This is a genomic window from Streptomyces sp. NPDC051315, from assembly GCF_044455165.1.
Taxonomy (GTDB): Bacteria; Actinomycetota; Actinomycetes; order Streptomycetales; family Streptomycetaceae; genus Streptomyces.
Genome location: NZ_JBITEN010000002.1, coordinates 419,719 through 435,537, shown reverse-complemented (window position 1 = coordinate 435,537; position 15,819 = coordinate 419,719). Strand labels below are relative to the sequence as shown.

The 15,819-nt window shown below is 74.3% G+C and carries 2 protein-coding genes; both read left to right on the top strand.

The features are described 5' to 3' along the window. Positions 1–6 precede the first annotated feature (6 nt). Positions 7–4,815 carry an SDR family NAD(P)-dependent oxidoreductase gene (locus ACIBBD_RS04990; protein WP_399417881.1) on the top strand — a complete coding sequence of 1,603 codons (4,809 nt, stop codon included), beginning with the start codon at positions 7–9 and terminating at the stop codon, positions 4,813–4,815. A gap of 200 nt (positions 4,816–5,015) precedes the next feature. Continuing rightward, positions 5,016–15,809 (top strand): SDR family NAD(P)-dependent oxidoreductase, encoded by a 10,794-nt coding sequence (locus tag ACIBBD_RS04985; RefSeq protein WP_399417880.1) that lies wholly within the window; start codon positions 5,016–5,018, stop codon positions 15,807–15,809. Positions 15,810–15,819 lie beyond the last annotated feature (10 nt).

Here is a 15,819-nt window from a genome sequence, read left to right as displayed (position 1 = left end):
CGCACTGTGGCACCTGACGAAACGGTGGGACCGATGTCCAACGAGATGTCGAACGACGACAAGCTGCGCGACTACCTCCGACGCGCCACGGCGGACCTGCGCGAGACCCGACGCCGCCTGCGCGAGGCCGAGGAACTCCAGCACGAGCCGATCGCCGTCGTCGGCATGGGCTGCCGGATGCCCGGAGGCGTCCGCACCCCCGACGACCTGTGGGAGCTGATCGCCGACGGCCGCGACGCCATGGCCCCGTTCCCCGCCGACCGGGGCTGGAACCTGGACGGGCTCCACGACCCCGACCCGGACGCCCCCGGCACCAGCCGGGCCCACGCCGGGGGATTCCTCGACGACATCGCCCACTTCGACGCCCAACTGTTCGGCATCAACCCGCGCGAGGCCCTGGCCATGGACCCCCAGCAGCGGCTGCTGCTGGAACTCACCTGGGAGTCCCTGGAAGGCGCGGGCATCGACCCGCTCTCCCTGCGCGACACCCGCACCGGCGTCTTCGCGGGCGCCATGTACCACGACTACAGCACCCGCCCGATCAGGGTCCCGGAGGACGTCGAGGGCTACCTGATGATCGGCAACTCGGCCGCGGTGCTGTCGGGCCGGGTCGCCTACGCCTTCGGACTGCGGGGCCCCGCCGTCACCATCGACACCACCTGCTCCTCCTCCCTGGTCACCATCCACCTGGCGTGCGCCGCGCTCCGCCGGGGCGAGTGCACCCTCGCGCTCGCCGGCGGCGCCACGGTCATGTGCACCCCGGACGTCTTCGTGGAGTTCAGCCGGCAGCGCGCGCTCTCCGCCGACGGCCGCTGCAAGGCGTTCTCCGCCGCGGCCGACGGCACCGGCTGGTCCGAGGGTGTCGGCCTGGTCCTGCTGGAACGCCTCTCCGACGCCCGCCGCAACGGCCACGAGGTACTGGCCGTCATCCGCGGCTCCGCGGTCAACCAGGACGGCGCCTCCAACGGCCTGACCGCCCCCAACGGACCGGCCCAGCGCCGCGTTATCGAGGACGCGCTGCACGACGCCCGGGTCGGCCCGGACGAGGTCGACGCCGTGGAGGCCCACGGCACCGGCACCGTCCTCGGCGATCCCATCGAGGCCGACGCCCTCCTCGCCACCTACGGACGCGACCGGCCGCAGGACCGTCCGCCGCTGTGGCTGGGCTCGGTCAAGTCGAACATCGGGCATACGCAGGCGGCGGCCGGCGTCGCGGGCGTGATCAAGATGGTGATGGCGATGCGGCACGGGGTGCTGCCCCGGACGCTGCACGTCGACGAGCCGTCGCCCCATGTGGACTGGTCGGCGGGCGCGGTGGAACTCCTCACCGAGGCCCGACCCTGGGAACGCGCCGGCCACCCGCGTCGCGCCGGCGTGTCGTCGTTCGGCATCAGCGGGACCAACGCCCACGTCATCCTCGAAGAGGCGCCGCCCGCCGCTGCCGAAGGGGACGCGGGGGAGGAGCGGGATTCCGGTGAGGTGCCCGGACGGTCCGGGCCCCGAGCGGTGCCGTGGGTGCTGTCCGGCCGCACCGACGCCGCCCTGCGCGCCCAGGCCGCCCGGCTCGCCGAGCACCTGGACCGCCACCCGCGCCTCCACCCCGCGGACATCGGTTACACGCTCACCACCCGCGCCGCGATGGACCGCCGGGCGGTGGTCGTGGGGTCCGGCCGGGAGGAACTGCTGCGGGAGCTCGCCGCCGTGGCCTCCGGCGAACAGCCGGGCACCTCACCGCTCACCGGCCGTACGGCCGTGCTGTTCTCGGGGCAGGGGAGCCAGCGGGCGGGGATGGGGCGGGAGTTGTACGACACCTTCCCGGTTTTCGCCCGCGCGCTGGACGAGGTGGTCGACGCGCTCGGCCTCCCGTTGCGGGAGGTGATGTGGGGGGACCACGGACGGCTGGACCGCACCGGCTTCACGCAGCCGGCCCTGTTCGCCTACGAAGTGGCCCTGTACCGGCTGCTGGAGTCGTGGGGTGTGCGCCCCGATGTGGTCGCCGGTCACTCGATCGGTGAGCTGGCCGCCGCGCATGTGGCGGGTGTGCTGTCGCTGACGGACGCGGCGACCCTGGTCGCGGCCCGGGCGCGGTTGATGGACGCGCTGCCGTCCGGCGGGGCCATGATCGCGGTACAGGCCACGGAGGAGGAGGTACGGCAGCACCTCGCCGGCCGTGACGACGTGGCGGTCGCCGCCGTCAACGGGCCCCGCTCGGTGGTGATCTCCGGAGACGAGGCCGCCGTCACCGAGCTGGCCGGACACTTCCCGCGCACGACCCGCCTGAAGGTTTCCCACGCCTTCCACTCCCCGCTCATGGACCCCATGCTCGCCGAGTTCGGCAAGGTCGCCGCACAGCTCACCTACCACGAGCCCGTCATCCCCGTCGTGTCGAACGTGACCGGCCGCCTCGCCGACCCCGCCGACCTGCGCGACCCCGACTACTGGGTGCGCCACGTCCGCGGCACCGTCCGCTTCCACGACGGACTGCGCGGCCTCGCCGCCCGGGGCGTACGCCGCTTCCTGGAGGTCGGGCCGGCCCCCGTGCTGACCGCTCTCGCGTCCGACGGCAGCGAGGCGGACGGCGCCGTGCACGTGGCCACCGCCCGGGGGCAGGAATCCGAGCCGGCGTCCCTGCTGCGTGCGCTCGGGCAGCTCCACACCAGCGGCCTCCCCCTCGACTGGCAGGCCGTGTTCGCCTCCACCGGCCCGGTCAGCCGCGTCCCCCTGCCCACCTACGCCTTCCAGCGCAAGCGCTACTGGCTCGACGCCACGCAGGGCGCAGGGATGTCCGCGGCCGACCCGGACCGCCTCCGCTACCGGATCGCCTGGCATCCGGTCGCCCCCGCGCCGGGAGAACCCGAACTCGCGGGCACCTGGCTCCTCGTGGTGCCCGCCACGCACCAGGACCATCCCCTCGTGCCCGCCCTCGCCGACGCCGTCACCCGACGCGGCGGCCACCCGTCCGTGCTCGTCAGCGACACCACCGACACCACCGACACCACCGGGGCCACTGACACCGGCTTCGAGGTGCCGACGGGACGTCTCGGCACACCTGCCGGAGTGCTCTCCCTGCTCGCCCTGGACGACGGCCCGCACGCCCGCCACGCGGGACTCTCCCGGGGCGCCGTGGCCACCCACGCGCTGGTCAGGGCGGTTCGCCGGGCGGCCGAACCCGCCGTTCTCTGGTGTCTCACCAGCGGCGCCGTCGCCGTCGACGCCACGGAGGACGTCCGGTGCGACCAGGCCCAGCTGTGGGGGACCGGCACCGTCCTCGCCCTCGACCACCCGGACACCTGGGGCGGGCTCGTCGACGTCCCCGCCGACGACACCGTCCCGGCCGCCGAACTGGCCCACCGGATCACCGGCCTGCTGGCCGATCCGGGCGGCGAGGACCAGGTCGCCGTACGGTCCGGCGGCACATACGGCCGGCGCATGGTCCGGGCCCCTCGACCCGGGGCCGGCGGACGGGCGTGGCAGCCCCGAGGCACGGTCCTGGTCACCGGCGGGACCGGTGCCCTCGGCGCCCACACCGCCCGATGGCTCGTCGGCCGTGGCGCCCGCCACCTCCTCCTGACGAGCCGACGCGGCCCGGAGGCCCCCGGTGCCGCCGAACTGGTCGCCGAACTCACCGCCCAGGGCGCCCACGCCACCGTCGTGGCCTGCGACATCGCCGACCGTGACGCGGTCGCCGCCCTCCTGGACGGCGTACCCGAGGAGCAGCCGCTGACCGCCGTGGTGCACGCCGCCGGTGTCCTGCACGAACCCGTCGACCTGACGGACCTGACGCCGGACGCCTTCGCCGACATCAGCCGCTCCAAGACCGAGGGCGCTCGCCACCTCGAGGAACTCCTCGCCGACCGGCCGCTGGACGCCTTCGTCCTCTTCACCTCGGGGGCCGCCGTCTGGGGCAGCGCCGGACAGGCCGCCTACGCCGCCGGCAACGCCCACCTGGACGCCCTCGCCCACCGGCGCCGCGCCCGCGGCCTGGCCGCCACCGCCCTCGCCTGGGGGCCCTGGCGCGGCGGCATGGTCGACGCCGACGCCGAGGCCGCCCTGCGCCGCGCCGGCGTCCCCCCGATGGACCCCGAGCCCGCGCTGGAGGTGCTCCGGCAGGCCCTGGACGACGGGGAGACCCATCTCGTCGTGGGGGACTTCGACTGGCCCCGCTTCACCGCCACCTACGGTTTCGCCCGCCCCCGGCCGCTGCTGCGCGCCCTCCCCGAGGCCACCGGCGCGCCGGGGGACCGTACCGGTGAGTCCGGGCCGGGGGACGGGGCGCGGCGCGAGGCGTTGTTCGCCGCACGCCTGGCCGCGCTGTCCGAAGGCGACCAGGAGCGCGCCCTGCTGGAGCTGGTCAGCGATCACGCCGCCCGCGTCCTCGGCTACGACCGCGACGACGTCGAACCCGGCCGCGCCTTCAAGGACATCGGGTTCGACTCCATGACCGCCGTCGACTACCGCCACCGCCTCTCCGCCGCGCTCGGCCTGGACCTGCCGGCCACCCTGGTCTTCGACCACGCCACGCCGACCGCCCTCGCCCGCCATCTGCGGACCGCGCTCCTCGGTGCCGGCGCCGACCCGCTCGCCGCGGTCCTGGCCGACCTGGACCGGCTGGAAGCGGTCGTGCCCGACCTCCCCCGGGAGGACATCGAGCGCAACCGGCTCGCCGCCCGCCTCCAGGCCCTCGCCTCCCGCCTCACCGAGACCACCGGCCCGGCCGAGGACGCCACCGGCGTCACCGACGTCACCAGCCGTCTCGAGGAGGCCAGCGCCGACGACGTCCTCGCCTTCATCGACAAGGAACTCGGCGTGAGCTAGCCCGGCCCCGTAGGGGCCGACGGCGGGCACGGCCGGTCTTCGGGCCCGGCGCGGCGGATGTCGATGCCGGGCCCTAGCCCCTGTCGTCACATTCCCGTCTGCCCACCTAGGGGCGACTAGGGGTAGGCGGGCCCGGCGGCGCACTGGATTCTTAGCCATTGATCACGGATCGTCATCATTCGCGCAGTGGGGTGACCTTGGTGCAGGACGAGAAAAAGGTTCTCGACTACCTCAAGAAGGTGAGCGCCGAGCTGCATCAGACGCGTCAGCGGCTGCGGCAGGTCGAGAGCCGGGACCAGGAGCCCATCGCCATCATCGCGATGAGCTGCCGCTATCCCGGCGGGGTGCGTTCACCGGAGGATCTGTGGCAGCTCGTCGCCGCGGGCCGCGACGCCATCGGTCCCTTCCCCGACGACCGCGGCTGGGACCTGGACGCCCTGCGCCACCCGGACCCGGACCGCCCCGGCACCTCGTACGTCCGTGAAGGCGGCTTCGTCGACGACATCGCGGGCTTCGACCCCGGCTTCTTCGGCATCAGCCCGCGCGAGGCCCTGGCCATGGACCCGCAGCAGCGACTGGTCCTGGAGGTGGCCTGGGAGGCGTTCGAACGCGCCGGCATCGACCCCGACTCGCTGCGCGGCGCCCCCGTGGGCGTCTTCACCGGCTCGGGTGGCCACGACTACGGCGAACTCGTCGCCACCCGGCCCGAGGTGGCCGAGGCCTACATGATGACCGGCAGCGCCGGCGCCGTCATCACCGGCCGGGTCTCCTACACCCTGGGCCTGGAAGGGCCGGCGGTGACCGTGGACACCGCCTGCTCCTCCTCCCTCGTGGCCATGCACCTCGCCTGTCACGCCCTGCGCCGGCAGGAGTGCTCGCTCGCCCTGGCCGGCGGTGTCGCCCTCCTCGTCAAACCCGAACCGTTCGTCGCCTTCAGCCGGCAGGGCGGCCTGGCCGCCGACGGCCGATGCAAACCGTTCTCCGACAGCGCCGACGGCACCGGCTGGTCCGAGGGCGTCGGCGTCCTGATGCTCGAACGGCTCTCCGACGCCCAGCGCAACGGGCGTCGCATCCTCGCCGTCATCCGCGGCTCGGCCGTCAACCAGGACGGCGCTTCCAACGGCCTCACCGCCCCCAACGGCCCCGCACAGCGCGACGTCATCCGCCAGGCCCTGGTCGACGCCCGCCTCACCCCGGGCGACATCGACATGGTGGAGGGCCACGGGACCGGGACGACACTCGGTGACCCGATCGAGGCCCAGGCCGTCATCGCCACCTACGGACAGGGACGCCCGGCGGACCGGCCCCTCTGGCTGGGGTCCCTCAAGTCCAACCTGGGCCACACCCAGGCGGCGGCCGGGGTCGCGGGCGTGATCAAGACGGTCATGGCGATGCGGCACGGGGTGCTGCCCAAGACCCTGCACATCACCGAGCCGACCTCGCACGTGGACTGGTCGGCGGGCGCGGTCGAACTGCTCACCGACGCCCGCCCCTGGGAGTCCGACGGACGACCCCGCCGGGCGGGTGTCTCCTCCTTCGGCGCGAGCGGCACCAACGCTCATCTGATCATCGAGGAGGCGCCGGCCCCGCAGACCGACCCGGAGGGGGCGTCGCTGCCGGGAGCCGACCGGCTGGGAGCGTCCCCGCCGGGGGCCGGCCGGGAGGCGGCGTCCCTTCCGGGGGCGGAGGGGACGACGGAAGGCACTCGGGCACCGGCCCTCCTGCCGCCGTTCCTGGTCTCCGGCAAGGTCCCCGAGGCCTTGCGCGACCAGGCCCGCGCGCTGTCGGAGCTGCTCGCCGAACAGCCCGAGCTCGACCTCACCGACCTCGCCTACTCGCTGGCCACCACCCGCGCCTCCTTCGAGCACCGCGCGGCCCTCGTCACCCCCGACCGTGACGCCCTCACCCGCGCCCTCACCGCCCTCTCCACAGGCGACACCACCTCCGGCCTCCTCACGGACACCCCACGACCCGGCAAGTCGGCCGTGCTGTTCTCGGGGCAGGGCAGCCAGCGGGCGGGCATGGGGCGGGAGTTGTACGACACCTTCCCGGTCTTCGCCCGCGCGCTGGACGAGGCGGTCGACGCGCTCGGCCTCCCGTTGCGGGAGGTGATGTGGGGGGACGACGGACGGCTGGACCGCACCGGCTTCACGCAGCCGGCCCTGTTCGCCTACGAAGTGGCCCTCTACCGGCTGCTGGAGTCGTGGGGAGTGCGCCCCGATGTGGTCGCCGGTCATTCGATCGGTGAGCTGGCCGCCGCGCATGTGGCGGGTGTGCTGTCGCTGACGGACGCGGCGACCCTGGTCGCGGCCCGGGCGCGGTTGATGGACGCGCTGCCGTCAGGCGGCGCCATGATCGCCGTACAGGCCACGGAGGAGGAGGTACGGCAGCACCTCGCCGGCCGTGAGGAGGTGGCGGTCGCCGCCGTCAACGGCCCTCGCTCGGTGGTGATCTCGGGCGAGGAGAGCGCTGTGACGGAGGTCGCGGCAGCGTTCGACCGCACAACCCGCCTGAAGGTCTCCCACGCCTTCCACTCCCCGCTCATGGACCCGATGCTCGCCGAGTTCGGCAAGGTCGCCGCACAGCTCACCTACCACGAGCCCGTCATCCCGGTCGTGTCGAACGTGACCGGCCGCCTCGCCGACCCCGCCGACCTGCGCGACCCCGACTACTGGGTGCGCCACGTCCGCGACACCGTCCGCTTCCGCGACGGCATCACCGCGCTGGAGGAGCAGGGCGTACGGACCTTCCTCGAGATCGGACCGCAGGCGGTGCTGTCGGGACTGGGCGTCAGCGACGACGCGGTGTTCGTCGCCGCCCAACGCCGCGACCGGCCCGAGACCAGCGAACTCCTCACCGCCCTCGGCCGCCTGCACACGCTCGGCCTGAAGATCGACTGGGAGGCGTTCTTCGCCGGGCGCGGTGCCCGCACTGTCGACCTGCCGACGTACGCCTTCCAGCGCAAGCGCTACTGGGTGAACCCGGCGGTGCCTGCCGGTGACCCCGCGTCCATCGGCCAGCGGACGATCCGCCATCCCCTCCTCAGTGCCGTCGTTCCGCTCGCCGACTCCGACGGCGTCGTCCTCACGGGCCGCCTCTCGCTCCGCACGCACCCCTGGCTGGCCGACCACGCCGTCATGGGCACGGTGCTGCTGCCCGGCACCGGGTTCGTCGAACTGGCCGTGCGCGCCGGTGACGAGGTGGGATGCCCGGTCGTCGAGGAACTGACCATCGAGGCCCCGCTTATCTTCTCCCAGCGGGCCGGGATCATGCTCCAGGTCGTGGTGGGCCCTCCGGACGGTTCGGGCGCCCGTTCCGTGGCCGTCTACTCCCGCGACGAGGAGGACACCGCGGCCGAGGCGGGCCCCTGGCTCCGCCATGCCTCGGGTCTCCTGGCCGCCGCCGAGCCCTCCGCCGCCCGGGACGACGACCTGGCGGTCTGGCCCCCGGAGAACGCCGCGCCGCTCGATGTCGACGGCCTGTACGAGAGACTGGTGGAACAGGGCTTCGCCTACGGTCCCGTCTTCCAGGGACTGCGGGCCGCCTGGCGGCGTGGCCGGGACCTCTACGCGGAGATCGCCCTGCCCGTCGGCTCCTCCTCCGACGCCGCGGCCTTCGGCGTGCACCCCGCACTGCTGGACGCCGCGCTGCAGACCCGCTTCCTCGACGACGGCGGCCCGGACGGCAAGGGCATGGGGGAGACCTCCATCCCCTTCGCCTGGAATCGGGTGACCCTGCACACGGCCGGGGCCACCGCCGTCCGCGTCCGGGTCTCCCCGCACGGCGACGGCCTGCGGATGACGGTCGCCGACCCGGCCGGCGCGCCCGTCGTCACCGTGGACTCGCTGGTCGCCCGGCCCGTCTCGCCCGAACAGCTCCAGGCGTTCCGGGGCACCGAGGAGTCCCTCTACCGCGTCGGCTGGGTGCCCGCACCGCCGGTCGCGGGCGTCGCCGACGCCACCGACGACTTCACCGTGCTGCACTGCCCCGTACCCGAGCCGGGCACCCAGCCGCCCGCCCGCGTCCGTACGGCGACCCACCACGTCCTGGCCGCCCTCCAGCGGTGGCAGGGGCCGGGCCGTCTCGTCGTGGTCACCCGGGGCGCGGTCACCGTCCCCGGCGCGTCCGAGGTCGACGCCGGACACCCGGCGGCCCCCGACCTGGCCGGGGCGGCCGTGTGGGGCCTGGTGCGTTCCGCGCAGGCCGAGAGCCCGGGCCGGTTCGTCCTCGTCGACCTCGACGACCAGCCGGCCTCGGAGGCCGCGCTGGCCGCCGCCGTGTCCACGGGCGAACCCGAGGTGGCGATCCGCGCAGGAGCGATGAGCGTTCCCCGGCTGGAGGCGCTGCCGGCCCACCCCGAGCACGCCGACCCCCGGAACGCGTCCCCTTGGGACCCCGCCGGCACGGTGCTCATCACGGGGGGCACCGGGGGACTGGGGTCGCTGGCCGCCCGTCATCTGGTCGCCGAGCACGGTGTGCGTCACCTGCTGCTGACCAGCCGCAGCGGCCTGGCCGCGGACGGCGCGGCCGAACTCGTCGCGGAGCTGGCCGAGTCGGGCGCCGAGGTCCGTGTCGAGGCGTGCGACGTCGCCGACCGGGACGCGCTCGCCGGACTCCTCGCCGGCATCGGCCCGGACCGTCCGCTCACCGCCGTCGTCCACACCGCCGGCGTCGCCGACAACGGCGTCGTCGGCGCGCTCACCCCCGGCCAAATCGACTACGTACTGCGTCCGAAGGCCGACGCGGCCTGGCACCTGCACGAGCTGACCCGCGACCTGCCGCTGACCGCGTTCGTCCTGTTCTCCTCGTCGTCCTGCGTGGTCGACGGCCCCGGCCAGGGCAACTACGCCGCGGCCAACCTCTTCCTCAACGCCCTCGCCGAACACCGCGCCGCCGCCGGCCTGCCCGCCCACTCCATCGCCTGGGGGCTGTGGGGCGGCGACCAGGGCATGATCCGGCGGCTCAAGCGCGCCGACGTCCTGCGCGTCAACCGCTGGGGCATGACCGAACTCACCCCGGACGAGGGGCTCCGTCTGTTCGACGCCGCCCTCACCACGGACACCCCGGCGCCCGTGGCCGTCCACCTCGACAAGGCCGCCATCCAGCACCGCGCCGACGGCATCCCCGCCATGTTCCGGAGCCTGGTCCGCGCCACGCCCGCTCCTCGGCCCAGCTCCACCCGGCCCTCCGCCTCCGTCGGTCCGGCGTCCGGCGACACCGCGCTCGCCCACCGGCTGGCCGGACTGCCCGGCGCCGAACGCGAACGTGCCGTACTGGACCTGGTCCGGGCCGAGGTCGCCGCCGTACTCGGCCACGAGTCCGCCGGCCGGATCGAACCCGAGCGCGCCTTCCGGGAGATGGGCTTCGACTCCCTGACCGCCGTCGAGCTGCGCAACCGTCTGCAGACCACGACCGGCCTGCGCATCCCGGCCACCGCCGTCTTCGACTACCCCAGCTCGCGGGCCCTGGCGGACTTCCTGCTCGCCGAGGTGTCGGGCACCGGCCTCGACGCGTCCGCCCCGTCGACGCCCGTGCCCGCAGCCACCGACACCGACGACGACCTCGTCGCCATCGTCGGCATGGCCTGCCGCTACCCCGGCGGTGTCACCGACCCGGAGGGCCTCTGGCAGCTCGTCGCCGACGGCGTCGACGGCATCACCGCCGACCCGCCCACCGACCGCGGCTGGCCCCTGGAACGGCTCTACGACCCCGAGCTGAACCGCCCCGAGACCACCTACGTGCTGGACGGCGGATTCCTGTACGACGCGGCCGAGTTCGACCCCGACTTCTTCGGCATCAGCCCGCGCGAGGCGCACCGGCTGGACCCCCAGCTCCGCGTCCTGCTGGAAGCCTCCTGGGAGGCGATCGAACGGGCCGGCATCGCCCCCGGAACCCTCAAGGGCAGCCCCACCGGCGTGTACGCCGGCCTCATGCACCACGACTACGTCACCAGCGCCATCCAGGGGAGCACCATCTCGGGCCGTGTCTCCTACACCCTCGGCCTGGAGGGGCCGTCGGTGACCGTCGACACGGCATGCTCCTCCTCCCTCGTCGCCCTGCACTTCGCGGCCCAGGGACTGCGCCGGGGGGAATGCTCGCTGGCCCTGGCGGGCGGCGTGTCCGTGATGGCGACCCCGGACATGTTCACCGAGTTCAGCCGGCAGGGAGCGCTCTCCCGCGACGGCCGCTGCAAGGCGTTCTCGGCCGCGGCGGACGGCACGAGCTGGGGCGAGGGCGTCGGTGTCCTCGTCCTGGAGCGCCTCTCCGACGCGCGGCGCAACGGGCACCGGGTCCTGGCCGTCGTCCGCGGCTCGGCGGTGAACCAGGACGGCGCCTCCAACGGCTTCACCGCACCCAACGGGCCCTCCCAGCAACGCGTCATCCGCAAGGCACTCGGCACCGCCGGCCTCGGCCCCGCGGACATCGACGCGGTGGAGGCCCACGGCACCGGAACCTCGCTCGGCGACCCGATCGAGGCGCAGGCCCTGCTGGCCACCTACGGCCAGGGGCGCCCCGAAGACCGACCGCTGTGGCTGGGCTCGCTGAAGTCCAACCTGGGCCACACCCAGGCCGCGTCCGGCGTCGCCAGCGTCATCAAGATGGTGATGGCGATGCGGCACGGGGTGCTGCCCCGGACCCTGCACGTGGACGAGCCGTCGCCGCACGTGGACTGGTCGGCGGGAGCGGTGGAACTCCTCACCGAGGCCCGCCCGTGGGAACCCGACGGTCACCCCCGCCGCGCCGGCGTCTCCTCCTTCGGCCTCAGCGGCACCAACGCCCACGTCATCCTCGAAGAAGCCCCGGACCCCGGGGAAACCCCCGACGCGGCACAGCCCTCGCACGACGAACAGCCACCGCTCGCTGCGCTGCCGGTGGTGCCGTGGGTGCTGTCCGGGCGCGGTGAGGCCGCGTTGCGGGCGCAGGCGGAGCGGCTGGCCGCGCACGTGGCCGAGCAGGCCGAGCTGTCGCCGTTGGATGTGGGGTTCTCGCTGGCCGCGACACGATCGGTGTTCGAGCACCGGGCCGTGGTGGTGGGCTCCGACAGGGAGGAACTGCTGCGGGGGCTGGCCGCTGTCGCCTCCGGTGAGCGGTCCGGCGGGACGCCGGTGCCGGGGAAGACGGCGTTCGTCTTCTCCGGCCAGGGCAGCCAGCGGGCGGGGATGGGGCGGGAGTTGTACGACACCTTCCCGGTTTTCGCTCGCGCGCTGGACGAGGCGGTCGACGCGCTCGGTCTGCCGTTGCGGGAGGTGATGTGGGAGGACAGCGAGGGCGACAGGCTGGACCGCACCGGCTTCACGCAGCCGGCCCTGTTCGCCTACGGAGTGGCCCTTTTCCGGTTGTTGGAGTCGTGGGGTGTGCGCCCGGATGTGGTCGCCGGTCATTCGATCGGTGAGCTGGCCGCCGCGCATGTGGCGGGTGTGCTGTCGCTGACGGACGCGGCGACCCTGGTCGCGGCCCGGGCGCGGTTGATGGACGCGCTGCCGTCCGGCGGGGCCATGATCGCGGTACAGGCCACGGAGGAGGAGGTACGGCACCACCTCGCCGGCCGTGAGGAAGTGGCGGTCGCCGCCGTCAACGGGCCCCGCTCGGTGGTGATCTCGGGCGAGGAGAGCGCTGTGGTGGAGGTCGCGGCAGCGTTCGACCGCACGACCCGTATGAAGGTCTCCCACGCCTTCCACTCCTCGTTGATGGACCCGATGCTGGCGGAGTTCGGTGCGGTGGCGGCCGGGCTGACCCATCACGAACCCCGGATCCCCGTGGTGTCGAACGTGACCGGGCGTCTGGCCGACCCCGCCGATCTGTGCGACCCGGGGTACTGGGTGCGCCACGTCCGCGACACCGTCCGCTTCCACGACGGGACCACCGCCCTGCGTCAGGACGGTGTGACCACCTTCGTCGAGGTCGGACCGCAGGCCGTGCTGGCCGGGACGGGTTCCGCCGAGGAGGCGGTGTTCATCGCGCTCCAGCGCCGCGACCACGCCGAGACCGCCCAACTCATCTCAGCAGTGGGCCAGTTGCACACCCGGGGCGTCACCGTCGACTGGCAGGCGGTCTTCGGCGGACGTGGTGCACGCACCGTCGACCTGCCCACCTACCCCTTCCAGCGCAAGCGCTACTGGATGGACTCCGACGGTGGTGCCCCGGATGTGGAGCGGGCCGGTCTGGAGGTCGCCGGGCACCCGCTGCTGGGCGCGGTGGTCGGTCTGCCCGCCACCGGCGGGCTGGCGCTCACCGGGAGGCTGTCCCGCGAGACGCAGCCGTGGCTGGCCGACCACGAGGTCCTCGGCACCGTACTGCTGCCCGGTACGGCCTTCGTCGAGATGGCGGTTCGGGCCGGTGACGAGGTGGGGTGCGGCCTGCTGGAGGAACTGACGCTCCACGCGCCGCTCCTTCTGCCGGAGCGCGGGGGTGTGGCTCTCCAGGTCACCGTCGACGGCCCGGACGGTGCCGACCGCCGGTCCTTCCAGGTGCACTCCCGCCCCGAGGGGCCGCACGCCGACGGCGCGTGGACGCTGCACGCCGAAGGTGTGCTCGCCGTCGACACCGAGGAGGCCGAGGCGGCGGGGAGGGAGGTGTGGCCGCCGGAAGGCGCCGAGCCCGTCCCGCTGGACGGGTTCTACGACCGGCTCGCCGAGCACGGCTTCGGCTACGGTCCGGTCTTCCAGGCCGTCCGCGCGGTCTGGCGGCGTGGCGACGACCTCTTCGGCGAGGTGGCGCTGCCCGAGCAGGCGGTGGCCAACGCGGGGGAGTTCGGGCTGCATCCGGCCCTGCTGGACGCCGTCCTGCACACCAAGTTCTTCCTGACCGGCGAGGGCGCCGGTCCCGGTGACACCGGGCCGTCGATCCCCTTCGCCTGGAACGGAGTCCGGCTGCACGCCGCCGGAGCCTCCCACCTGAGGGTCGAGGTCACCCTTGCGGAAGCCGACGCGGGAGCCGTACGGATCGTCGCCGCGGACGGTGCGGGCGCTCCCGTCATGACCGTGGACTCACTGGTCACGCGCACGGTGTCCGCCGACCGGCTCGCTCCCGGGAACGGGGCCGGCCCCGCCGCCGTGCACCCGTCCCTGTTCCGGGTCGCCTGGACGCCCCTGCCCGGCGCGGCGGACGGCGACGCCCCGACTCCGCCCATGGAGATCCACGAGGTGGTCACCGACCCCGCCGCTCCCGTGCCGGAGCGGGTGCGTTCGGTCACGCACGCCGTGCTCGCGGCTCTTCAGGCCCGGGTGGCCGACGAGGAGAGCGAGCGGGCCGGGGAGCCGGCTCCGCTGGTCGTGACGACCATCGGCGCCGTCTCCACCGCCGCCGACGACCCGGTCACCGATCCGGCCGGTGCCGCGGTCTGGGGCATGGTGCGCTCGGCGCAGGCGGAGAACCCGGGCCGGTTCGTGCTGGCCGACCTGGACGACGACCCCGTCTCGCAGACGGCCCTGGCCGCCGCCGTGGCCACCGGGGAGCCCCAACTGGCCATCCGCGCCGGCCGGATCAGCGTGCCGCGGCTGGCCCGGGTGACACCCGAGGAGGCCGCGCCGCGTCCCGAATCACCACAGCCGGAGCCGCAGTCGCAGCCGGGGCCGGAGCTGCAGTCGCAGTCGCAGCCGCAGTCGCAGCCGTGGCAGGTCGGTGTGGGAACGGTCCTGGTCACCGGTGGCACCGGGGGACTGGGGTCGCTGGTCGCCCGTCATCTGGTCGCCGAGCACGGTGTGCGTCACCTGCTGCTGACCAGCCGCAGCGGCCTGGCCGCGGACGGCGCGGCCGAACTCGTCGCGGAGCTGGCCGAGTCGGGCGCCGAGGTCCGTGTCGAGGCGTGCGACGTCGCCGACCGGGACGCGCTCGCCGGACTCCTCGCCGGCATCGACGCGGACCATCCGCTCACCGCCGTCGTCCACACCGCCGGTGTCTCCGCCAACGGAGTGATCGGCGCGCTCACCCCCGAACAGGTCGACCACGTCCTCAGGCCCAAGGCGGACGCGGCCTGGCACCTGCACGAGCTGACCCGCGACCTGCCGCTGACCGCGTTCGTCCTCTACTCCTCGTCGTCGAGCGTCGTGGACGGCCCCGGCCAGGGCAACTACGCGGCCGCGAACCTGTTCCTCAGCGCGCTGGCCGAACACCGTGCCGCCGCCGGTCTGCCAGCCCACGCCCTGGCGTGGGGACTGTGGGACGAGCAGCGCGGCATGATCCAGGGCCTGACCGCCACCGACGTCGAACGCACCCGCCGGTGGGGCATGACCGAACTCGCGCCCGCCGACGGCCTCGAGCTGTTCGACCTGGCCACCCGCACCGGCCTGCCCGCCCTGGTACCGGTGCACCTGGACCCCGCGGTGATCCGCGACCGGGTCGGCGGAGTGCCCCCCATGCTGCACGATCTGGCCGCGACGGCACCGGGCCGCCGTACCGCCGTCCGCGCGCGGGCCGGCAGCGGTGGCGCGCGCGCCGAAGGGCCGGGCCTGGCCGAACGGCTGGCCGGCCGCACGGACGCCGAACGCGCGCGCACCGTGCTCGACCTGGTCCGCACCCACACCGCCGCGGTTCTCGGCCACAGTTCCGCCGAGGCCGTCGACCCGGACCGCACGTTCCAGGAGATGGGCTTCGACTCCCTCGGCGGCGTGGAACTCCGCAACCGCCTCAAGGCCGCCACCGGCCTTCAGGTCCGGGCCACCGCCGTGTTCGACCACCCCACCTCCCGCGCCCTCGCGGACGCCCTGCTCGCCGAACTCGCCCCCGCCGACGAGGGAACCGGCACCGACACCACCACCGAGGAACACGTCCGCAAGGCACTCCAGGACATCCCGCTCAAGCGGCTGCGCGACACGGGCCTGCTCGACACGCTGCTGGAACTCGCCGGGCTGGAGATCCCCGACTCCGCAGCCGCACTCGACGGGGAGGCGGGCGACCCCTTCGACGACATCGACGCCCTGGACACCGAGGACCTGATCAGCATGGCGCTGGACGGCGCCGCGGCCGACTTCGGCGACGACAGCCAGGAGGACTGACGTGACGACG